General features: G+C 68.8%; 17 protein-coding genes and 1 pseudogene. 10 read left to right on the forward strand and 8 right to left on the reverse strand.

Annotation, left to right across the window (positions count from 1 at the left end; genetic code table 11):
- Window positions 1-5: 5 nt before the first annotated feature.
- The 3 genes and pseudogenes from B1L07_13555 (at window position 6) to B1L07_13565 (ending at window position 2,507) form a co-directional block, all read left to right on the forward strand.
- A pseudogene (locus B1L07_13555) lies at window positions 6-826 on the forward strand (ABC transporter ATP-binding protein).
- 116 nt (window positions 827-942) lie between these two features.
- Window positions 943-1,869, forward strand: a complete 927-nt coding sequence (locus tag B1L07_13560; protein AUZ55939.1) for an ABC transporter substrate-binding protein — start codon at window positions 943-945, stop codon at window positions 1,867-1,869.
- Window positions 1,866-2,507: an ABC transporter gene (locus B1L07_13565; protein ID AUZ55940.1), complete on the forward strand. Its 642-nt coding sequence runs from the start codon at window positions 1,866-1,868 to the stop codon at window positions 2,505-2,507. The genes B1L07_13560 and B1L07_13565 overlap by 4 nt, the downstream gene beginning before the upstream one ends.
- A gap of 652 nt (window positions 2,508-3,159) precedes the next feature.
- On the opposite strand, the gene B1L07_13570 is transcribed toward B1L07_13565, so the two are convergent.
- The 3 genes from B1L07_13570 to B1L07_13580 all read right to left on the reverse strand — a co-directional run bounded on the left by B1L07_13570 (window position 3,160) and on the right by B1L07_13580 (window position 4,878).
- Window positions 3,160-3,480, reverse strand: a complete 321-nt coding sequence (locus B1L07_13570; GenBank protein AUZ56610.1) for a hypothetical protein — start codon at window positions 3,478-3,480, stop codon at window positions 3,160-3,162.
- Between the two features lie 89 nt (window positions 3,481-3,569).
- Entirely contained in the window at window positions 3,570-4,316 is a 747-nt protein-coding gene (locus B1L07_13575; GenBank protein AUZ55941.1) for a type I methionyl aminopeptidase, read from the reverse strand.
- 67 nt (window positions 4,317-4,383) lie between these two features.
- Window positions 4,384-4,878, reverse strand: coding sequence for a hypothetical protein (locus B1L07_13580; protein ID AUZ55942.1), 495 nt, complete (start codon window positions 4,876-4,878; stop codon window positions 4,384-4,386).
- A gap of 68 nt (window positions 4,879-4,946) precedes the next feature.
- Here B1L07_13580 and B1L07_13585 point away from each other — a divergent pair, with 68 nt between their 5' ends.
- The gene (locus B1L07_13585; protein AUZ55943.1) at window positions 4,947-5,378 is read left to right on the forward strand and encodes a MerR family transcriptional regulator; all 432 of its coding nucleotides are present in this window, start codon (window positions 4,947-4,949) and stop codon (window positions 5,376-5,378) included.
- A gap of 418 nt (window positions 5,379-5,796) precedes the next feature.
- Here the strand turns inward: B1L07_13585 and B1L07_13590 are convergent, their stop codons facing one another.
- The 3 genes from B1L07_13590 to B1L07_13600 form a co-directional block, all read right to left on the reverse strand.
- Entirely contained in the window at window positions 5,797-6,969 is a 1,173-nt protein-coding gene (locus B1L07_13590) for a serine hydrolase (GenBank protein AUZ55944.1), read from the reverse strand.
- 123 nt (window positions 6,970-7,092) lie between these two features.
- Entirely contained in the window at window positions 7,093-7,590 is a 498-nt protein-coding gene (locus tag B1L07_13595; GenBank protein ID AUZ55945.1) for a hypothetical protein, read from the reverse strand.
- 290 nt (window positions 7,591-7,880) lie between these two features.
- A complete protein-coding gene (locus B1L07_13600; GenBank protein ID AUZ55946.1) occupies window positions 7,881-8,972 on the reverse strand; it encodes a cytoplasmic protein in 1,092 nt (363 codons plus the stop codon).
- A 148-nt stretch (window positions 8,973-9,120) separates the two neighbouring features.
- On the opposite strand from B1L07_13600, the gene B1L07_13605 reads away from it, so the two are divergent.
- The 3 genes from B1L07_13605 (at window position 9,121) to B1L07_13615 (ending at window position 12,592) form a co-directional block, all read left to right on the forward strand.
- A complete protein-coding gene (locus tag B1L07_13605; GenBank protein AUZ55947.1) occupies window positions 9,121-9,756 on the forward strand; it encodes a transcriptional regulator in 636 nt (211 codons plus the stop codon).
- A 443-nt stretch (window positions 9,757-10,199) separates the two neighbouring features.
- On the forward strand, window positions 10,200-10,865 hold the full coding sequence (locus B1L07_13610) for a hypothetical protein (GenBank protein ID AUZ55948.1): 666 nt from the start codon (window positions 10,200-10,202) through the stop codon (window positions 10,863-10,865).
- On the forward strand, window positions 10,865-12,592 hold the full coding sequence (locus B1L07_13615; protein AUZ55949.1) for an asparagine synthase: 1,728 nt from the start codon (window positions 10,865-10,867) through the stop codon (window positions 12,590-12,592). Before B1L07_13610 ends, B1L07_13615 begins: the two co-directional genes overlap by 1 nt.
- On the opposite strand, the gene B1L07_13620 is transcribed toward B1L07_13615, so the two are convergent.
- Window positions 12,589-14,733: a dipeptidyl aminopeptidase gene (locus B1L07_13620; protein AUZ55950.1), complete on the reverse strand. Its 2,145-nt coding sequence runs from the start codon at window positions 14,731-14,733 to the stop codon at window positions 12,589-12,591. The two genes, B1L07_13615 and B1L07_13620, sit on opposite strands and share 4 nt — an antisense overlap.
- 44 nt (window positions 14,734-14,777) lie before the next feature.
- Window positions 14,778-17,210, reverse strand: a complete 2,433-nt coding sequence (locus B1L07_13625) for a TonB-dependent receptor (protein AUZ55951.1) — start codon at window positions 17,208-17,210, stop codon at window positions 14,778-14,780.
- Window positions 17,211-17,564: 354 nt separating this feature from the next.
- Between B1L07_13625 and B1L07_13630 the strand changes: the two genes are divergently transcribed.
- From B1L07_13630 to B1L07_13640, 3 genes are all read left to right on the forward strand, one after another.
- The gene (locus B1L07_13630) at window positions 17,565-17,861 is read left to right on the forward strand and encodes a transcriptional regulator (protein AUZ55952.1); all 297 of its coding nucleotides are present in this window, start codon (window positions 17,565-17,567) and stop codon (window positions 17,859-17,861) included.
- A 177-nt stretch (window positions 17,862-18,038) separates the two neighbouring features.
- Window positions 18,039-19,163 (forward strand): aminoglycoside phosphotransferase, encoded by a 1,125-nt coding sequence (locus B1L07_13635; protein ID AUZ55953.1) that lies wholly within the window; start codon window positions 18,039-18,041, stop codon window positions 19,161-19,163.
- 876 nt (window positions 19,164-20,039) lie between these two features.
- Window positions 20,040-20,303 carry a hypothetical protein gene (locus tag B1L07_13640; protein AUZ55954.1) on the forward strand — a complete coding sequence of 88 codons (264 nt, stop codon included), beginning with the start codon at window positions 20,040-20,042 and terminating at the stop codon, window positions 20,301-20,303.
- The last annotated feature ends 363 nt before the right edge of the window (window positions 20,304-20,666 follow it).

Raw genomic sequence — 20,666 nt, forward strand, 5'->3', positions numbered from 1 at the left:
GCACGATGGCGATTCCCTCCAGGGACAGGCCCGGCGGCGACGAACTGGCCATCCGCGTACGCGGGCTGGTCAACCGCTTCGGCGACCAGACCGTGCACGACGGGCTGGACCTGGACGTGCGCCGCGGCGAGATCCTCGGCGTGGTCGGCGGCTCGGGCACCGGCAAATCGGTGCTGATGCGCTCCATCCTCGGCCTGCGTACCCCGATGCCGGGCAGATCGAGGTGCTGGGCGTGGACGCGCGCTCGGACCAACCGGCCGCGCGCCTGCATGTGGAGCGCAACACCGGGGTGCTGTTCCAGGACGGCGCGCTGTTCTCCTCGCTCACCGTCGGCGAGAACGTGCAGGTGCCGCTCAAGGAGCACCACCCGGAGCTGCCCGAGCGCTGGCATTACGAACTGGCGCTGCTGAAGGTGAAACTCGCCGGGCTGCCGGCCGATGCGCTCGACAAGCTGCCCTCGCAGCTGTCCGGCGGCATGCGCAAGCGCGCCGGGCTGGCGCGCGCGCTGGCGCTGGACCCGCCGCTGCTGTTCCTGGACGAACCCACCGCCGGGCTGGACCCGATCGGCGCGGCCGCCTTCGACCGCCTGATCAAGACCCTGCAGGAAGCGCTGGGCCTGACCGTGTTCCTGATCACCCACGACCTGGACACGCTCTACGCCATCTGCGACCGGGTGGCGGTGCTGGCCGACCACAAGGTGGTCGCCAACGCGCCACTGCCGGAGATCGAACGCCTCGACCACCCGTGGATCCGCGAATACTTCCACGGCCCGCGCGCACGCGCCGCGCGTAGCAGCGGGGAACGCGAAGCCGGGGGGCGCGAATGAACCGCTGCCATCGCTTCGCCTTCACCGCCCCGCTGCAGTCTTCATCCCCGCACCGGCCGGACGCGGCCGCGCACCGGCGTCCGCTGCTCCCCGCTCCCCTTCCCGGCCGTGACCCCATGGAAACCAAAGCCCATTACGTCCTGATCGGCGCCTTCACCCTCATCGTCTCGCTGGCCCTGCTCGGCTTCGGGTTGTGGGCGGCCAAGTATTCGTCCGACCGCACCTGGCAGGAGTACCGCGTCGTGTTCGACGAAGCGGTGACCGGCCTGTCGGTCGGCAGCCCGGTGCAGTACAACGGCATTTCGGTCGGTTCGATCACCGACCTGTCGCTGGCGCCGGATGACCCGCGCAAGGTGATCGCCAAGCTGCGGCTGAACTCGACCACCCCGGTCAAGACCGACACCCGCGCCAAGCTGGCCATCACCAGCATCACCGGCCCGGCCATCATCCAGCTCAGCGGCGGCAGCCCGCAGGCGCCGGCGCTGACCACGGTCAACCGCGAGCAGGTGCCGACGATCCAGACGTCGCCCTCGGCGCTGCAGAACATCACCGACGTGGCCAACCGCGTGGTCGAGCGCATGGACCAGCTGCTCAGCGACGAGAACGTGGAGCGCATCTCCAACACCCTGGCGCACCTGGAAACGGTCAGCGGCGGCCTGGCTGACCGTGACCAGGGCACCCAGGCGCTGCTGGTGGAAGCGCGCGACGCCGCGCGCAACCTCAACACCACCCTGGCCACCGCCAACGGTACCCTCCAGCACCTGGACCAGAACGTGGTGCGGCAGTTGCCGGCCACGCTGGACAAGCTCGACGCCAGCCTGGCCAAGCTCGATTCGGCCGCGGGCAACGCCAACGCGATCCTCGGCGAGAACCGCGCGGCCATCAACAGCTTCGCCAACGATGGCCTGGCCCAGCTGGGCCCGACCCTGACCGAACTGCGCGGGCTGATCCGTGACCTGCGCCGGGTCAGCGACCGCCTCGAGAACAACCCGGCGCGCTACCTGCTCGGCCGCGATGCACCGAAGGAGTTCGAACCCAAATGAAGCGCTTCCCGTCGATGCGACTACTCGCCCCCTTCTGCGTCCTGGCCCTGGCCGGCTGCGCGGTGCTGGCCAGCGGCGACCGCCACCCGATCACCATCTACGCGCCGCAGGCGCGGGTCGCGGTGGACGCCTCGTGGCCACGGGTGGACTGGCAACTGGCCGTGGCCAAGCCCGCCGCCGCGCGGCTGGTGGACAGCCCGCGCATCAACGTGCGCCCGACCCCCGGCGAACTGGAGGTCTACCGCGGCGCCACCTGGTCGCAACCAGCCACCGACATGCTCGAGGACGCGCTGCTGCGCGGCTTCGAGGACTCCGGCCGGATCGGCGCGGTGGCGCGCATCGCCACCGGCATCCGCTCGGACTACAAGCTGGCCATCGACCTGCGCCGCTTCGAGGCGGACTACGCCGGCAACGCACGCCCGGCGGCGACCATCGAGCTCAATGCCAAGCTGATCCACAGCCTGGACCAGCGCGTGGTGGCCTCGCGCACCTTCCTGGTCGCCGAGCCCGCCGCCGACACCGCGGTGCCCAGCGTGGCCACCGCGTTCGAGACCGCGCTGGCACGGACCACCACCGAGCTGATCGGCTGGACCCTGGCCGCCGGCCAGGCCGACTGGCAGGCCCACCCCGCCCCGTAGATGCGGGGCTTGCCCCGCCTGCTTTTTGCACGCCCTCCCGCATCGCACCGTGCCTGGCGAGACCATCCCGCCCCGCGTGTTTTTTGCAGGGCGTCGTGCCGGGCGAGGGCGCCGTGCCGGGCAAGCCCGGCACCTACGGTGTGGCGGGCATCCGCGCTGATCACGCGTTCGTCCATCCGTATCCCGATACCGGCCCGGCCGCCCCGCACAAGCCCGGCACCCGCATTGACATACCCGTAGATGCGGGGCTTGCCCCGCATGCTTTTCTGCACGCCTCCCCGCACGGTGCCGTGCCGGGCAAGCCCACCCCGCGCCGCGTGTTTTTTTGCATGGCACCGTGCCAGGCGAGGGCACCGTGCCGGGCAAGCCCGGCACCTACGGTGTGGCGGGCATCCGCGCTGATCACGCGTTCGTCCATCCGTATCCCGATACCGGCCCGGCCGCGCCGCACGAGCCCGGCGCCTGCATGGCATACCGTCCTGTAGATGCGGGGCTTGCCCCGCATGCTTTTTTGCACGCCCTTCCGCACGGTGCCGTGCCGGGCAAGCCCATCCCGCACCGCGTGCTTTTTGCATGGCACCATGCCGGGCAAGCCCGGCACCTACGGTGTGTGGCCTTCTCCGGTGCCGTGCCCGCGGCGCGGCGCGGCTGCTCAATCGTCCGCGGTGGCGGTTACCCGCGCATGCCACGCTGCATAGGGCGTGTTCTTCGCCAGGTGGCGGTTGTAGTCAGGGGCGCCATCGCTCCACCACACCGGGCCACGTTCGCCCAACACGCGCTTGGCCGCGTCCACCGCCTGGCCGGCACGCGCCAGCGCCCGTGGGTCGCCGGCGCGGCGCGCGCGGCCGACTTCGCGACGCGCGGCCATCAGCTCACGCACCGCCGCCTGCCGCTGTTCCTCCGGCAGATGCGGATTGGTGGCGCGCCACAGGCGGCCGCGCACCACCAGGTAACGACCATCGGGGGTACGCAGCGGCGACGCGCTCATGCCGGTCGGGGGTGCGGGGACATGCCACCACCCTGGCCGCCGGTGCGTGCAGGGGGTGTCGATGCCGCGCGTGCTCAGTGCAGCGTCACCACGATCGGCTCGCCACGGGTGACGATCAGCGTGTGCTCGTACTGCGCGGAGCGGTTGCCGGGCGCGCCGCTCAGGGTCCAGCCGTCGTCGCCTTCCTCGACCACGCGGCTGCGCGTGGACAGGAACGGTTCGATGGTGATGACCATGCCTTCGTGCAGCCGCCGCGTGTCGTGCGGGTCGTGGTAGCCGGGAATGTGGTCCGGTTCCTCGTGCAGCGCGCGGCCGACGCCATGGCTGCCCAGGTTCTCGATCACGCGGAAGCCGGCCTGGCGCGCGGTGCGCTCGATCGCCGCACCAATCCGGTTGAGCGGCTGGCCGGCACGCGCGACCTTCAGCGCGTTGGCCAGTGCGCTGCGTGCGGCGTGGCACAGGCGCAGGTCGCGCGCCGCGGCCGTGGGCAGCACGCGGGTACCGCCGGTGTCGGCAAAGTAGCCGCCCAGTTCGGCGGAGACATCCACGTTGACCACGTCGCCCGCGGCCAGCACACGCGCGCCCGGCACGCCGTGGGCGGCCTCTTCGTTGACGCTGATGCAGGTCGCGCCGGGGAACCCATACACCAGGCGCGGCGCCGGCTGCGCGCCGTGCGCGGCGAGCAGATGCTCGCCGATCAGGTCGAGCTCGCCGGTGGTCATGCCGGGGCAGGCGGCGGCGAGCATTTCCTCGCGCACCCGCGCGACCAGCCGGCCGATACGTTGCAGGCCGTCGATGTCCGACTGCGATCCGATGGTCATGGGGTTCCCCAGATGATTGGCGGGAACAGGCTAGCAGCGTCATGGCGATTTTATTCAAATCATTGATTTACATCATTAATTTGGCGAGTATCGCGGCCCCGGCGAACAGTCCGGCACCAAACACGGCATGCGTGGCCAGGCTCTGCAGCCGCGCCTGCCACGGCCGCGGCGTGCGCGCGGCGGCGATGCCGGCGCCGAACGCCGGCTGCATCACCAGGAAGGGCAGCAGCACGCTGCCCACGCCGAACCCCAACGCCGCGCCCCACGTCGGCTGGTGCAGCCAGGTACTGCCCGGCATCGCCATCAGCATCCCGGCCATGCCGACGCCGATGGCGCAATGCGCGCACCAGCCCAGCATGCGCTCATGCCTAACCGGCGCGGCGTCGCCGATGGCGGCATGGCGCCAGCGCCCGGCGCGCCAGTGCACGATCCAGCGGCCGAGCAGCGCGTAGTCCAGGGTGGGACGCCCGAGCCGGCGCAGCAGCACCGCCCACAGATCGGTCGCCGCGGTAGCGACGACGCCCATGACCACGACCCGCAGGAGGATTCCCCCACCGTCCATCGCCCTTCCCGCCTGTGCGCAAACCTGTTTCCATCCGTCTCGACGTTGAAGCCGACTTGAGGTCAAGCGTGCAGGAGATCGACATCGGGCAGGTCGTACGGCAGAGCGGGATCGCCGCGTCCACCCTGCGCTATGACGAAACCCGCGGCCTGGTCCAGCCGATCGGTCGCAACGGGCTGCGGCGTGTCTATGCGCCCTCGGTGCTGCAGCGCCTGTCGCTGATCGCACTGGAGCGCGCGGCCGGGTTCCCGCTGGAGGAGATCGGCAGCATGCTCGGCGACGGCGCCATGCCCGGCATCGATCGCCCGCAGTTGCTGCGCAAGGCCGACCCGCCGGAGCGGCGCATCACCCGGCTGCAGGCCCTGCGCGATGGCCTGCGCCATGCCGCAGGCTGCCGTCACGCCGACCACCTGCAATGCCCCACCTTCCAGCGCCTGATGCGCGCCGCACTGCGCCGACAGCGCCGGCGGGGCGATGACCGCGGGCGGACTTCACCGTGACTTCGCCGCGCCCCCATCGAGGCGCCGCGAAACGCGCCGATGCTGCGGGCTCCTCCTTCCCTCGTGGAGTACCGCCATGAAGCACCGCGTGATCCGCCCGGCCGTCGGCACCGGCCTGCTGCTGCTCGTCCCCCTGGCCCTGACCCTCCGCGACCGCCACGCGCCCGCCGGCGAAGGCTGGCATTGGGGCCCGCTGGACTTCGTGGTGATGGGCGCCCTGCTGTTCGCCACCGGGCTGGGCTACGCCTGTATCGCGCCCCGGCTCGGCGGCAGGGGCAGCGGTGGACGCTGGGCATCGCCCTGCTGTGCGCGCTGCTCGCGATCTGGGTGGAGCTGGCGGTGGGCGGCATCAGCCAGCTGGCCGCGCACCTGGCGGGCGCCCGCCCCGCCTGAGCGTGCGGCGCGGCGCCCCCGCGCCTCACGGCTTGAGCAGGCGCTCCTCGACCGCGGAGAACGCCGAGTGCTCGCCCTTGCGCGCTTCCGGCAGGCCGGTGGCGAAGACCGCCACGCCGGTGCCGCTGGCCGGGTCGACCCACAGCCCCGACAGCAGCCCGTACGCCGAGCCGGAGTGGCCGATGCGCGCCACGCCATCGCCGAACGGATCGTCCCGGCAACCCTTCACCGGCGTGGCCAGGGTCTGCATCGCCAGGCCATAGCGGCAGAAGAAGCCGTCACCGCCCTGGCCGCTGTCGTCCTCTTCGGTGGTCATGCCGTCGCCGGGGGCGTAGGTCCACTGCGGGCGCGCCAGTTCGCGCACGGAGTCGGCGCGCAACAGGCGCACGCCGTCCACTTCGCCCCCACCCAGCAACAGCCGCCCGATCTTCGCCAGGCCGTTGCCGGAAATGCGCAGCCCGCCCTGCGGTGCGAACAACGCACCGTTGTCACCGGCGCGCCAGCGGCCCAGGTCGCAGCTGCCATCGGCCGCGGCCACCACCGGGCAATCGGGGCGACGGCCGCGGTTGTCGTCGCGCACCGGCCGGTGCGCTTCGTCGTACAGCACCACCGCGCGCGCCACGCTGGCATCGTCGCAGCTGGCCCAGTTGTAGCAGGCGGCGATGCCGAGCGGCTGCAGCACCAGGCGTTGCATTAGCCGGTCGAAGCGTTCGCCGCTGGCCTTCTCCATCACCGCGGCGATGAGCGGGAAATCGATGTTGGCGTAGCGGAAGTACGTGCCCGGCGCGTGCGCCGTGTCCCACGCGCGCGGGTCGTCCAGCACGGTGCGCAGCGGCGCGCCCAGCGGCACGGCGTAGTAACCGGCGGCATCGGTGAGCCCGGCGCGGTGCGACAGCAGCAGGCGCAGGGTAATGGGCGTGTCCGGGAACTGCGGGTGGCGCAGCGGCCAGCCGAGCCAGCGCGACACGTCCGCGTCCAGCTCCAGCTGCCCGGCCTCGACCATGCGCATCACTCCCAGCGCGGTGACCAGCTTGGAGATCGAGGCGATACGCACCGGATCGTCGGCACTGACCGCGCGCCCGGCGGCGATGTCGGCCATGCCCTGCACCTGCGTGGCGGTCACGCCGTCGCGGTCGAACGCCACCCGTACCGTCGCCACCGGCTCGGCCGCCTGCAGGCAACCGGCCAACAGCCACATTCCCAGCACAAGCCCAACGCGCATTGCCCGCTCCCCTCGATTGGCGAAGCGCCGACCATAGGCAACAACCGCGTTGGCGTCGAGTGCGCATGGGCACATGCGCGGGCGCGCCGGCGCGGGGCGTCAGCTGAGCGCCGAGGTGGATTCGTAGGGCAGCGGGCGCAGGCCAAGGCGCACGATGGCCGCGCCGGCCACGTCGAGCACCTCCGGTTCGGCGTCGATCACCAGCAGGATGTGGCCGGCCTGGATCTCGTCGTCGAAGGCCTGGCGCACCGGATCGGGCACGCTCGCCCCCAGCAGTGCCGATGCCAGGCTGCCGACCATCGCACCGGCCACGCCCACCGCCGCGGCACCAGCCAGGGTGATGCCCAGCGGCGGCACGGCAACGGCCACCAGTCCGGCCAACAGCCCGGTGGCGGCGCCGTAACCGGCACCACGGCCCACCGCCGCCATCAGGTCGGTATCGGCCATCTTGCGCGTATCCGGAATCGCGCGCTTCTCGATGTCGGCGCGCGCGACCAGCAGGATGGCGTCGTTGTCCACGCCGGCGCTGCGCGCGGCCGCCATCGCCTGTTCGGCCAGCGCCAGCCCGGGCGCACTGAATACATGGCGCTTGTTCATGGCCGCCCCCTGCCTGCGCGACGACCGGCAAGCGCGCGCATGGCAGTGGCCGGAACGCTTGCCGCCACCCGCGCCGCCTGCCGTACGGGGGGATCGTGCGCGGGCCGGCCGCCAGCGGGGCGCGACGGCGCTTGCACCTGGCCGGTGCTGTCACGGGTATGGGCCATGGGAGTTCCTCGCGCATCGCGGCACCTGCCGCGGATCGAGCGTGCGCCGTGGCCGGTCAGCGTCGCGTGCCCGGGCGTGATGCGCGCGGACACAAACGTGAGCGCCGTGGGAACAACGGCGGTTCAGCCCTCCAGCCCAAGGAATACCCGCATCCGCGCCAGCTCCGCCTCCAGCGCGGTGTCGAACGCGGTGTCCTTCGGCGCGTGGCCGGCGACATAGTGCAGCCGCGCCTGCAGCGCGCCCGCCACGACCGACAGGTTGCCCCAGCCGATCACCTGCCCGCGCCACAGCAACGGCATCGCGTAGTAGCCGAGCTTGCGCTTCGGCGCCGGGGTGTAAGCCTCGAACCGGTAGCTCCAGCCCCACAGTTGTTCGAAGCGGCGGCGGTCCCATACCACCGGGTCGAACGGCGTCAGCAGGCGCGCGTCCTCATCCAACTGCCAGCGCCGGCTTTCGGCACGCTCACCGTCAGGCCACAGCCAGTCCACGCCGTCCACGCGCGCGCACTGCAGGCGCTGCCGCGCGCGCAGCAGCGCCTGCCGGCACGCATCGCGCCACTGCGGCACGCCGTTGCCGAGGTAGCCGACCAGCTGCCGCAGGCTGGCGGCCGGCAGCGGCGCGTAGGTATTCACGATCAGGTCGAGCAACGCATCCAGCCGCGCCTGGATCTCTTGCGCCGCCACCGGCGGGGCGTCCTCGCGCACGGCGTACACGCGGGTGCCGCCGTCGCGCCGCGCCACCCGCAGCAGGCCGCGGTAGTGCATGCCGTCGAGCAGCTGCGTGCTGGCGTTGGACGTGCCGCCGAACCAATTTGTGGTCTTGCCGTGGGCGAAATGGGCATCGACCTGGCGCGGATGCACCGCACCGTGCGCGGCGACGAACGCGCGCACCGCGTGCGCCTGCTTCCAGCGTGCCGGGGTCCATGCCACGCGCGCCTGCCGCGGATGCATCAGCGCCTGGTGCGCGCGCGGCAGGAAGCCGTAGTTGACGAAGAAATCCTCTTCCAGCGGCAGGCGCGGGTAGCGCCGTTCCAGCTCGCCGGCGCGGTAGTCCCTGACCCGGTGGCGCAGGGTCAGGTCCTGCGCGCGCGCCGGCGCACGGATGGGATCGGCCTGGACGAAGCCGAGTTTGGTGATCGCCCGCATCAGCGTGGTCGGCGCGAACAGCGAGCGGGCCACGGCATAGCGGCGGAGCTGGTCGAGGGTGGGCGGCATGCGCGCATCATGCCAGCCGCTGGCGCCCTGGCGCGCATCGCAGCATGCCGCTCACGCCACGCAGCGGCACGCCCGCGGCGGCGTGCGCGGGCACTTCCTGTACCATCGACCGCGAGAAGGACGCCATACGCAGACAGGGAGTCCGCCCATGCGTGCGAACCGCTCCAAGAGCGCACTGCTCTACCGCCAGCTCCGGCGGGCCTTGCAGTCGGGGCGCTACCTGCCCGGGCAGCGGATCGATCCGGGCACGCTGGCCGAGGAATTCAGCATCAGTCCCACGCCGGTGCGGTTCGCGCTGTACCGCCTGGTCGGCGAGGGGCTGATCGACGATCACGCCCGCGACGGACTGCATGTGCCGCTGCTCACCGAAGTCGCCCTGCGCGACCTCTACGACTGGATGGAACGCCTGCTGCTGATGGCCTGCGAGGTCGAGGCACCGCCCGCGGTGAGCGCCGGCGAAGCACTGCCGTACCTGCCTGGCGGTCCCCGCGGCGACCCGGTCAAGGGCACCTGGCAGCTGTTCGACGCCATCGCCCGCGCGCCCGGATTCCGCCCGCTGCACCATGCGGTGAAACAGGCCAACGACCGGCTCGCGCCGGTGCGTCGCGCCAAACGCGGCCTCATCGACCAGCCCGACGAGGAACTGGCGCGGCTCGGCGGCCACTGGCAGGCGCGCGACATGGTGGCGCTGCGGGCCGGGCTGCGCGCGTATCACGCACGCCGCAGGCAACTGGTGCCGCGGATCGTGGCACTGCTCGTCGACCGTCGCGACCAGCAGCCGTAACCGTCGCCCATGCACCATCGCCCGCGCGCATGCCATCACGCCGGTGCATGGTGCCGGCAGTGCCGGCCGGCGCATGCCGGAGCGGCGGCACCTCATGCATCGCACAGGGAAGCGGCGCATTGCATGACCGGCTGCACGTCTTCGGACAATCATCGTTTAGCAACGCAATAATCATTTGATAATCAAATTTCCCGGCTCCTAGGCTGGCTGTCGTCATGGAAACCGCCATGACGCAACCGCAGGAGAGGCAAAGATGAACAGCAACGACAACCACCGCATGCACGCGGACGATGTGATCGTGCTCGGCGTCGCCAGTGTGGAGACGCAGGGAGGCGCCGGTCCCGGCGAGCCGACGGGCCCTGGTCTGCCGATGATTCCGGGCATTTCCGAAGAGTAAGCCACCCAGGACGCGCACTCCGGTGCGCGTCCTGCCGGGAGAACGCATGCGCTGGCTCATCAACCAGGACTTGTCCTGCTGCGAGATCGACGAACACCTGGTCTTCCTTGATCTTGCTCTCGACCGCTACTTCAGACTGTCGCCTCCGCTGGAGTCGGCAATGCGTGCCTATCTGGCGTCGGGAACGCTTGCCCGGCATCAGCGCGAGGCGCTGGAACGCAGCGGAATCGTGATCGCCTACGCCCCCGAATGCGCCACCATGCCCGACCTGCCCGCCCCTACGGCCAGCGCCATCGAGTCGCCGGCCATGGCAATGCCCAGAACTGGGCCGTCGGTACTGGCGGAAGTCGCGGCAACCGTGTGGGGGACCAGGCGTCGCCTGCGACGCGACCCATTCAGGTCCGTTATCGACAATACCCTAACCGGCGGAGCTCCGCGCCCATCTGGTTCCTGCATGACGTCGCACCGGGCACTGGAGGAAGCCACATTGCAGTTCATCAGGGCGCGTCGTTACGTGCCCATCGCCCCATGCTGCCTGCTGGATTCACTGGCACTGTTCCGCTTCCTCGCACGCCGTCGTCTGCCGGCGCGCATCGTCTTCGGCGTGACCCTGCTTCCGTTCGCGGCGCACTGCTGGCTCCAGGCGGGGGGCACCATCCTCAACGAGACCTTGTCAGACGCGGGTGCGCATACCCCGGTCAGGATAATCTGATGGAACCACACTATCTTCTCCTGTTCGGCGAGAGCGCACGCGACGCCGCATCGACGGAAGCGTCCCTGCTTGCCCGGGGATTCCGCTGTGAACTACGTACCCCGCATGCCTGCCTGTACGTCTCCACCGCCACACCCGTGCTGAGGTGGCCTGGCCACGGCGTCCTGATAGGCCGGCTTTTCGACCGCAATGGCAAGGCAATCACCCTCCCCTTCGGTCTGGATTCAAACGCGGAGGAGCGCGAGCACCAGGTACTGCACGACAGCTGGGGCGAGTACCTACTGGTACAGCTGGCTGGGTCTGCTGAGGACCCGATACTGCGACTTCTGCGCGATCCGTCCGGCGCGGTACCGTGTGTCTACCAGGTGACCGGCAAGGGGGGATTCGTGACCTCCGACATCGCCCTGGCCGCGCACCTGGGCCTGTACCACAAGACAGTGGACTGGGCCGCGATGGCACATGGACTGGCCTATCCCTACCTGAGGACGGGGCGTACCACGTTGGACCAGCTACGAGAGCTACTGCCGGGGTTTGTGCTCCACTGTGACGGCACCGGCTCCTCCACGCGGATGGCCTGGACACCTTGGCGTTTCGTGTCTTCCGATAGGCGCCATGAGGATCGCGACGCGGCCGCGGCGGATATACGCTCAGCGGTCAGCATGGTGGTCTGCGCAATGACTGCCGCGGACCGGAAGTTGGTGGTGGAACTATCAGGCGGTCTTGATTCGTCCATCGTCGCGGTCTGCCTTCAGGAGCAAGCCGCGACCGCCATCTTCTGTACGCTGGTGATGCCGGTGGCCGGGACCGATGAGCGCCCCTATGCACGCCTGGTGACGGATGCCCTTGCAACCGAGCTCGTCACCCAGCAGGTTGGATTCCAGAATGTCCGCTTTGACTTTCCATTGGCGCCGTCGGCGTTCCTGCCGGCGATGGGTATCCTGCAGAATGCGGTGAACGAAGCCTGGGAGGTGGCTGGCGCAGCCCACGCGGCGGACAGCTATGTGTCCGGCGGAGGCGGAGATACCGTCTTCTGCTACCTGAAGACAGCAGCACCGGCCGCCGACGCCTTCCGCGAGAACGGGCTGTTGGCCGGCATCGCCGCCATTGAAGACCTCTCCACCCTTCACCAGTGCACGTTCTGGACAGCACTGCGGCTGACGCTGCGCAAGCTGGCTCGTCCAGGGCGCGACGTGTGGAAGCAGGACCGCCGCTTCCTTGCCATGGAACATGTGCCCGAAGCACCCGAGTACCATGGGTGGCTGGACATGCCGGTCGATGCGTTGCCGGGGGACCGGGAGAAGATCCAGGATCTCATCGGTACACAGTTGTTCCGTGATACCGCCCCCCGCCGCGGAGGGCGTTCCGTGCACTTTCCGCTGCTGTCACAGCCGGTCATGGAAGCATGCCTGCGCGTTCCTTCATGGATGTGGATAAATCGAGGCCGAAATCGCGCGGTGGCGCGCGACGCCTTCTCAGACCGGCTGCCGCTGGCTGTTCGCGATCGGCGCAGCAAGGGCTCGTATACCGGCTACATGGCCGCCGCCTATGCCCGCAACAGGCAGGGTATGCGCCGGTTTCTGGGAGAAGGACAGCTGGCTGCCCATGGGTTGCTGGACCACGCTGCGCTGATGGACTTCCTGGACCATGAACTGGCCCCCCGTGACCTTTCGTTCCTGCGCGTCTTCGACCTGTGTGCCGCGGAAAACTGGGCCAGGCAGCAGGTCTAGTCTGTTTCGCCGGTCCGCCCGCGATACTCCGCTCCTGATCCATGCGCGCGCATTTGGCGCCATAGACGGTACTGCACCGTCTTCCCGGGATCGGGATCCTCGTATGCCTGCAGCCAGAAGCGGAACCAGTCGATGTTGCGATGGTAGGCAGCCAGCTTGTGCCGTGGTTGGAACTTGATGTGGGCTTCTTCCGGGAACACGTACAGATCGCCCTGTTGCCTGCGCAGCAGAGGCAACGCGTAATCCAGCAGCATCCTGAACTCCTGTTCCGGCAACTGGAACAGCACCGGGACACGCACTCTGTCCAGCTGGAAAGCAGGTGATATCGTCTTCCAGCGCTCCGGAGTCTCGTCGGGCGCGCCAAGTTGCCACATCAGCTGCAGATTGCTGCGGAATGGCGCACGCAGGCTGTTGAGCAGGTAGTAGCTCGGCGTCGGTGAAATGCTGGATACGGACGCGGCTGCGACTACGTCAGAGTGCATGAGGGTCCACAACGTCACCTCGCTGCCGAAGCTGAGTCCGCCCATGCCGACCCGATGCGGATCGACCTTCCCTTCGGCAGCAAGGGCCGCAACCACGCTTTCCACGGCTGTCCGCCCCTGATCGTGGCGCTCGACGTAGTCCAGACGGAAGCCAGGCAGAGCATTAATGCACAGTGCCGATATGCCTTGCTCGGCAAGCGATGCCAGCGGCCATTCGTCACCCAGTCCACCACGCAGGAAGCCTTGGCAGGTATAGAACGTTACGAACAGCGGGGATGGCCTGCCAGCATTTTTCGCCTCGAAAAATTGCCCAGTGAACTCGCGCCCGCGTACGTCTGTCCAGCGGATCATCCGGGCAGGTGCCACGGCGGCGATGTCCTTTTCCAACCCCTTGTTGGGCTCGAACAGGATCCGCCGCTGTCCAGTGTCGATATCGATCGCCTCCAGGCGTGGCGGACGGTCCGCCTCTGCGGCAACGCATACCAGCGTCATCGCCGATACCGCGCAAGGCACGTCCCAGTGGCGTTGGCTTCCGCTGACCAGGCCGGCCGACACCACGACGGGCTGGACCGCTCCCGTGGCAACGTTCCAGCGATAGATGGACTGCGCGCGCCCACGCTCATGATCGGTGGTCGTGAACAGCACTTCGTCGTGCCCAGGTCGCCAGCGCACATCGCTTATCGTCCGCCCGTTGCACAGGCGGTCGGTACAACGTCGCCACTGGGTTGACCGCATGTGCGGCAGTACGGCCAGCATTCCGTCCCGAGGCTGCAACATGCCGGACTCGGGCTCACCTGCCGGGAACACGACCGCGACACGGCCATCGTGTGGATGCGCCGCCCGCATCGTCGTTATTGGCAGGGCCGCAGAGAAGCTGGCGGCCTTCTTCGTCCCGCTCGGCAGCTCGTGCACAGCTGCATCCCGCACCACTCCGGTATCCAGGTCAACGACTTTCCATCTCGCCGGCATATCCGCGAGCAACGGGCCGGTCGAGAACCAGTCGCCGAGAAACCGCTGGGTTGCGGCGCGGCCATTGACCCTGGCCGAACGGTGCAGGCCGGCAGCCAACACGACCGTTTCGTCGATGCGCACGCCCTGCTCATACTCGCGCTGCTCGGCGGCCAAGACCGCATCGCGCGTAGCGCCGACGCTGTAGAACAGCCGGGCTCCGTCCGCGCCCAGCGCGAAGTCCTGGACGTCAGCCGGGTCGTGCACCATCTCAACGGCACTTGCACCGTCGCTGGCGGCGCGCAAAACCGATACGCGGCCATCGATTCGGGCACGGTAGTAGAGCCAGCGCCCATCCTGGGACCATACCGCGGGCGACGGCATGACCAGTCCGGTGACGAGTTCGCGGATCGGCTCCCCGCCCTCGCCGATCCGTAGCGGCGGCGAACGTCCATCCAGGCGTTGCACATACCAGATGCTGTCATAGGCGTTACGCTCGACGGATGCACGCTCCACACGGAAAGCTATCTGGCGGCCGTCGGGCGAGAGTGCAGGATTGCCCAGGTCACTCAGCTCAAGAAGCCGGCGTGGCGAGATTGTCACGGCACCCGCTCCCGGTGAGGTGCACGCCACCACCAGCACCAGCCCCAGTGCCGCCGGCCAGGTGTGGGTGCGGAAGATGCAGGAGGCGCGGGTGACGCATGGCCCCATCCGCCACGCTCCAAGAAGGTGACCACGCATGCCTTATCTCCCCGTTACCAGCGCATCGAAACCGACGCACTGACGAGCCGTCCGATGGCCGGATAGTTCGTGGCGTCATAAGGCACATACGTCGCGACGGCCGGTGCATACAGCGGAGGAGCGCGATTGAGAACGTTCTGCACCGACAGACCCAGCGAAAGCGCCGGGACAATGCCGTCGCGGGTAGCCAGGTCGTAGCCCAGCGTGGTGTCCAGCGTGGTGAACGATGCGCCCTTCTCGGACATCGCGCCGCGGCGATCGGTTACCCCGCTGGTGTGATTGGCAAATGCGGACGCGGTGAATCCCCCTGACGTCCAAACCGCACCGAGGCGTCCGTTGAACCGTGCTGGATTGGCAACCGTGCCGGCCAGGGCATGAACCGGTTGGTTCGCGCTGGTCCGCTGTTCGCTGTCGAGCCAGCTGGACGCCCCCCTGATTGACAGCTGTCCCCGCGGCAGATCAAGCCGGTATGACACCGACAGATCGATGCCCTGGATGCGCTGTCGTGCCGCATTGACATACTGATCGCGGATGATTGCCACCACCTTCGTGGGATCGTAGGGCGCTCCGGCCAGGTTGTAGAACGCGCTGTTGTAGATCGACAGCAGCTGCGTTATCTGCTCGGGTGTCGGCGCATGGTCCACGAACTCCGCATATGCCGGATTTGAAAGCGCCTGCGCATAGCTCACCGGCTCCACCACGCGGTCCGTATAGTCGACATCGAACCAGGTCAGTTCTGCTTCCAGCCCGGGTGCCGCCAGCGGATGTACCGCCAGCGAGGCGGTCCAGGTGCGCGCGCGCTCGGCTTCCAGTTCCGCGTTGCCGCCATAGGACATCAGCACGGTGGCATCGGCGGGGCCTGCCGTCGCTCCCACCGCGGATGCACGCCACAGGTACGCCATCCGGTCCTGATGCCGCTGCAGCAACGTCGGCGCCTTGAATGATCGTCCCCATGAGGCCTTGAGGGTAAGGTGGGCATTGGGATCGTAGATCACGCCAAGCTTCGGCGTGGTCACGGCTCCGAAGCTGGCGTAATCCTCACTGCGCAGCGCCGCACTTAGTTCCAGGCGATGCATGCCGGGTACGCGACGAGACGGGGTGACCAATGGCGCGCTGAGCTCGGCGTAGGCCGAACGCGCGCGTTCGTCGCCGCCATAAGGTGTCCCGGTGACGCGCGGACGATACCGGAACGTGTCCTCACGCGAACCGATACCGACCGCCACGCGCGCCTCCCCTCCTCCAATCGCGAACAGCGGCCCTTCCGCGCCGATCTCATAGGAGCGGCTGCGGTTGCAGTAGCACGTCTGCGTCACCCGCCTGCTTCCGGCCGCGGAGACGAAATAGCGCTCGTCGGTGTTCTCGTCGCTGCCGTGCGCGCCGCCGACGGTGAGTGTCCAGCTTCCCAGGAAGAACGCGACGCTGGGCGAGACCAGCGCGATGTCGGTCTGTGGGGTATAGCGGTAGTAGGAGTTGCCCTGGCTCGCGTAGCGCAACATGTCGCGCCGGGTACGCAGCGCATCGAGTCTCAGCTCGGCCACCTCGCCCAGCGCCTGGTGGAGGCTGAGCAGTCCGCTGCGCGCGTCGCTGCCGCCGTGGATCGTGTAGTGCTCGCCCAGATGCCGGGTGTAGGCGCGTTGACGCGCATGGATCGGATCGGACGTGGTGTCCTTGAAGGTGGCGATCATCCCGCCGCGTTGCCACTGCGCACCAGCGGTCGCGGTGTACTCCTGCGTGGCGAACCCGCCGTCGGCGGTGGTGGCGCGCCGCATCCCCAGCGCCACGCCATCAAAGTCACGCTTGAGGATCACGTTGGCCACGCCCCCGACGGCGTCCGAGCCATAGATCGCCGACGCGCCATCGGCAACGATCTCCAGGCGCTCCACCGCCTCCACCGGAATGGCGCTGATGTCCACCGCCTGCGAGAACCCGTCGTACGCCATGCGGCGGCCATTGAGCAGCGTCAGCGACGCATCCGCACCCAGACCGCGCAGATTCAGGGCGGACCCGCCGGTGAGGTCCTGGTTGCCGACACCCGACGCCGCGCCGGTAACCCCCGGGTTCTGCCCACCATTGAAGTTCTGCGGCAGGCTGCGCACCACCTCGCCCAGCGTACTGAAACCCTCCTGGCGGATCTGCTCGCTGTCGATGGCGATCACCGGCGAGGGCGTGGTGCCACCGCGGATGCGGGTGCCGGTGACGGTCACCGTTTCCAGCTCGGTCGTCGCGTCGGCCGGTGGTGTCGCCGCCGCGGCGGCCGCGCGCGGCGCACCGGCGCCCTGCCCTGCTTCCTTGTCCACCGGCGGCGCCTGCCGCGGCGTGGCGCCCTGCCCTGCGCCCGGCGCGGCGCGGGCCGCGCCTGCCTCGCGCGCCGGGGCGGTGCCAGCCTGGCCATAGAGCGTGGCGAACAGGGCGATGGAAATGGCGTTGCGTAAAGCGCGGGTCTTCATGCTGCGTCCTTTGGTTTCCATGGTGGGTACTCGGTGCTGCGGTGCTGCTGTCCCACAGCCCGGACGGTGGCCGGTGCGGCGGGCACGCGATGCCGGCGCACAGGCGGCCGCGCGCCATGGCAGCGGCGCGCACCGACGGTGCGGACGAATTGCAGGTGGTGTTTCCCGTGGCCCTGTGCGGCGGCGGTGTGTGCGCCGTCGCGGCGCGGTTGCGTTGCCGCCCGCGCTTCCGCCGAGGGAGCGGAAGCGACATGCACGCATTGCGTTCATTCATTAACCCGGTGCGCACACTACGTTTAACGTAGTATCGGTGTCAAGCGCCCTTCCGGAAGCTTCCATGCACCGAAGCCCGGGATGTACACGGCCTTGTCCGAGAAGAGAGAGCTCCCCGTCTACAGCGTGCGTCTGCGCGAAGCGCGGGAGACCTATGGCATCTCGCAGCGCAATCTCGGCATCAAGGCCGGGCTGGACGATTTCGTCGCCAGCACCCGCGTCAACCGCTACGAAACCGGCGTCCACCAGCCCGACCTGCAGACCCTGCAGCGCATCGCCGAGGTGCTCGACCTGCCGGTGGCGTACTTCTTCGCCGAGGACGACGCGCTCGCGGAATTGATCAAGCAGTACGGGCGCGGGAAGCACGGCAAAGGCTGATCGCCGATACTGCGGCGCGTCGTTTCCCTACAGTCCCGTGCGGCAACTTCCTACGCCGCGTAGCGCACTTGCCCGACGGCTCTGCATCAACGCTTCCCCTGCCACCCACGCCTCCGGTGGCGTCCCGCACGCTACCCTGTCGCCCCGCACCGCCCCGCATCACCGGTTTATCCCGCCATGACCGCCTGCTCCCACCGCGTCCAGGGCCTCAACAACGACGAGGTGCCCGCCGACTGGCCCGCCATCGCCCCGCACGAGATCGCGTGGCTGGCCGGGCGCTTCGCGCAGCTGCGCGGCGCGACCGCCGCGCAGTGGCACAGCCCGCGGCCGCTGTCGGCCGCGGCGCTGGTGGAAACCGCCACCGGGCGCGTGTTCGTCAAGCGCCACCACCACAGCGTGCGCGACGCCGCCACGCTGGGCGAGGAGCACCGCTTCATCGCGCACCTGGCGGCCGCCGGCGTGCCGGTGGTGCAGGTGCTGCGCGACCACGACGGTGCCACCGCGGTCGAACACGACGGCTGGACCTACGAACTGCACACACCGGGCAACGGCGAGGACCTGTACCGCGACGCGGTGTCATGGACACCGTTGACCAACGTGGCCCAGGCACGCGACGCCGGGCGCATGCTGGCGCGCCTGCACCAGGCCGCCACCCGCTACCACGCCCCGCAGCGCGGCACCCACCTGCTGGTGGCGCGCGACGACCTGATCCGCAGCCACGACCCCATCGCCGCACTCAAGGCCGACCTGGACAACCGCCCCGGCCTTGCCCGCTACCTGGCGCGCATTCCGTGGGAGGAACAACTACGCAGGATCGTGCTGCCCTGGCATGCGGGCCTGGCCGAGCGCCTGCGCGACGAACCGCGGCTGTGGGCGCACAACGACTGGCACGTTTCCAACCTGCTCTGGCAGGGCGACACGGTGAGCACCGTGCTCGACTTCGGCCTGGCCTCGCCCGCCAGCGCGCTGTTCGACCTGGCCACCGCCATCGAGCGCAATGCGGTCGCCTGGCTGGAGCTGGAACGCGGCGCGCAGGCCGTGCGCATCGACATCGCACTGGCGCTGCTCGACGGCTACCGCCAGCTGCTGCCGCTGTCCGCCGCGCGCATGCACCTGCTGGCCGACCTGCTGCCGGTGGTGCACCTGGACTTCGCGCTGTCCGAAGTGGAGTACTTCGAAGGCGTCACCGGCTCCACCGCCAACGCCGACGTCGCCTGGCAACCGTTCCTGCTCGGCCACGCGCAATGGTTCGGCAGCGCCGAAGGCCAGGCGCTGTTGGCGGCGCTGCACGCGGCCGCCTGAATCCGCATGCGGGGCAAGCCCCGCATCTACGGAGTGCGGACCATGCAAGGCAAACCCGCCCCCACGGAGCGCAGCGCTCCGGGACCCGCACCCGTAGGTGCCGGGCTTGCCCGGCATAAGGTTATGGAATGCCGGTTGGCTGGACATTCCCAGTCGAGTTGGTCAAACACCGATGCCGGCTGCACTGGCCGGCGATACCGACGAACTGAGTAGGGCGTCCTTTCACTGCGCCGGCGGCAAACGCCCCATCGCGGACATGGGTGCCGTCGCCGAACCTGCCGCCGGGTCCGGCTATACGGTCGGCTTGTTAGCCGGACCCGATTAACCCTAAGCTCAAGCTGTATCAAGGCGGCAGCGAACCATACGATGCGCCATGGATAAGTCGTATAACCGGACCCACGAGTCCGGCTATTGGATAGTTAGGCGGCCATGAGAAATTACATCGCACTTGCAGCTCTCCTCTGGTCAGCCACCGCCTGCTCCGCAATGCCAGCCGCTGGCGCGAAGAAGGCCGCGGTGTCGGAGCCCGCGCCAGCCCAAGTGACGGGTCGGTGGCAGTTTCGTGTGGCCGGGAAAGACGGGGTCCGGGAGCCGGTAGTCACGCTCACCAAGGAGCCTGCAAAGACCTGCCAATCGGGTGATTGGCTCAAGGCTGTAGTCGTCTCTCCGGGCAGCTTGGCCTTCTCGCAACCCGCCTACACTTACTCAAACGGCCGGCTTGAACTCCTCCTGTCGTCCGAACTCTGCGATGCATACACTTCGCTTGTCGGCAACGTATCTGGCGGGCGCTTCAGTGGCACGCATGTGTCGGATGGCCTGTTCGGCAGCATCGAGCATGGCAAGGTCACTGGGGTGCGCCAGCCGTAGTCGCTGGCCGTGCGCATCGACATCGCACTGGCGCTGCTCGACGGCTACCGCCAGCTGCTGCCGCTGTCCGCCGCGCGCATGCACCTGCTGGCCGACCTGCTGCCGGTGGTGCACCTGGACTTCGCGCTGTCCGAAGTGGAGTACTTCGAAGGCGTCACCGGCTCCACCACCAACGCCGACGTGGCATGGCAACCGTTCCTGCTCGGCCATGCGCAATGGTTCGGCAGCGCCGAAGGCCAGGCGCTGTTGGCGGCGCTGCATGCCGCTGCCTGAGCACGCAGACGGTTGGTTGAACATTCTCGGTCAAGCTAGTCGAACACCGCCCCAGCTGAGCTGGACAGCAGCGCCAAGGAATTGGACACGGCTCCCTTTCGCTGGGCGGACGACCCAAAGCGGAAATCCGCCTGAGTGCACGCTCGGGACTCCGCTGGGTCCGGCTATTTCATCAGCTTGTTAGCCGGACCCAGACGTCCTAGTATCGGGCCGCATCAAGGGGATAGCTCACCATACGGTGCGCTGTGGATAAATCGTATAACCGGATCCGGGATCCGGCTATTAGGTAGCTAGACCTCAAATAAGAATTCAATGAGCCTTCGCAACTTCCACGTCGACTCAAACGTCACTGATGCCCAGCTA

The organism is Stenotrophomonas acidaminiphila, assembly GCA_002951995.1.
GTDB lineage: Bacteria > Pseudomonadota > Gammaproteobacteria > Xanthomonadales > Xanthomonadaceae > Stenotrophomonas > Stenotrophomonas acidaminiphila_A.

Bases quoted from the DNA above. Each gene is read 5' to 3' on its own strand.
- B1L07_13590 (AUZ55944.1), bottom strand. From the start codon at position 6,969: ATGTGGCTGTTGGCCGGTTGCCTGCAGGCGGCCGAGCCGGTGGCGACG.
- B1L07_13605 (AUZ55947.1), top strand. From the start codon at position 9,121: ATGCGTGCGAACCGCTCCAAGAGCGCACTGCTCTACCGCCAGCTCCGG.
- B1L07_13625 (AUZ55951.1), bottom strand. From the start codon at position 17,210: ATGAAGACCCGCGCTTTACGCAACGCCATTTCCATCGCCCTGTTCGCC.
- B1L07_13580 (AUZ55942.1), bottom strand. From the start codon at position 4,878: ATGGACGGTGGGGGAATCCTCCTGCGGGTCGTGGTCATGGGCGTCGTC.
- B1L07_13565 (AUZ55940.1), top strand. From the start codon at position 1,866: ATGAAGCGCTTCCCGTCGATGCGACTACTCGCCCCCTTCTGCGTCCTG.
- B1L07_13635 (AUZ55953.1), top strand. From the start codon at position 18,039: ATGACCGCCTGCTCCCACCGCGTCCAGGGCCTCAACAACGACGAGGTG.
- B1L07_13560 (AUZ55939.1), top strand. From the start codon at position 943: ATGGAAACCAAAGCCCATTACGTCCTGATCGGCGCCTTCACCCTCATC.
- B1L07_13620 (AUZ55950.1), bottom strand. From the start codon at position 14,733: ATGGGGCCATGCGTCACCCGCGCCTCCTGCATCTTCCGCACCCACACC.
- B1L07_13575 (AUZ55941.1), bottom strand. From the start codon at position 4,316: ATGACCATCGGATCGCAGTCGGACATCGACGGCCTGCAACGTATCGGC.
- B1L07_13610 (AUZ55948.1), top strand. From the start codon at position 10,200: ATGCGCTGGCTCATCAACCAGGACTTGTCCTGCTGCGAGATCGACGAA.
- B1L07_13630 (AUZ55952.1), top strand. From the start codon at position 17,565: ATGTACACGGCCTTGTCCGAGAAGAGAGAGCTCCCCGTCTACAGCGTG.
- B1L07_13615 (AUZ55949.1), top strand. From the start codon at position 10,865: ATGGAACCACACTATCTTCTCCTGTTCGGCGAGAGCGCACGCGACGCC.
- B1L07_13600 (AUZ55946.1), bottom strand. From the start codon at position 8,972: ATGCCGCCCACCCTCGACCAGCTCCGCCGCTATGCCGTGGCCCGCTCG.
- B1L07_13595 (AUZ55945.1), bottom strand. From the start codon at position 7,590: ATGAACAAGCGCCATGTATTCAGTGCGCCCGGGCTGGCGCTGGCCGAA.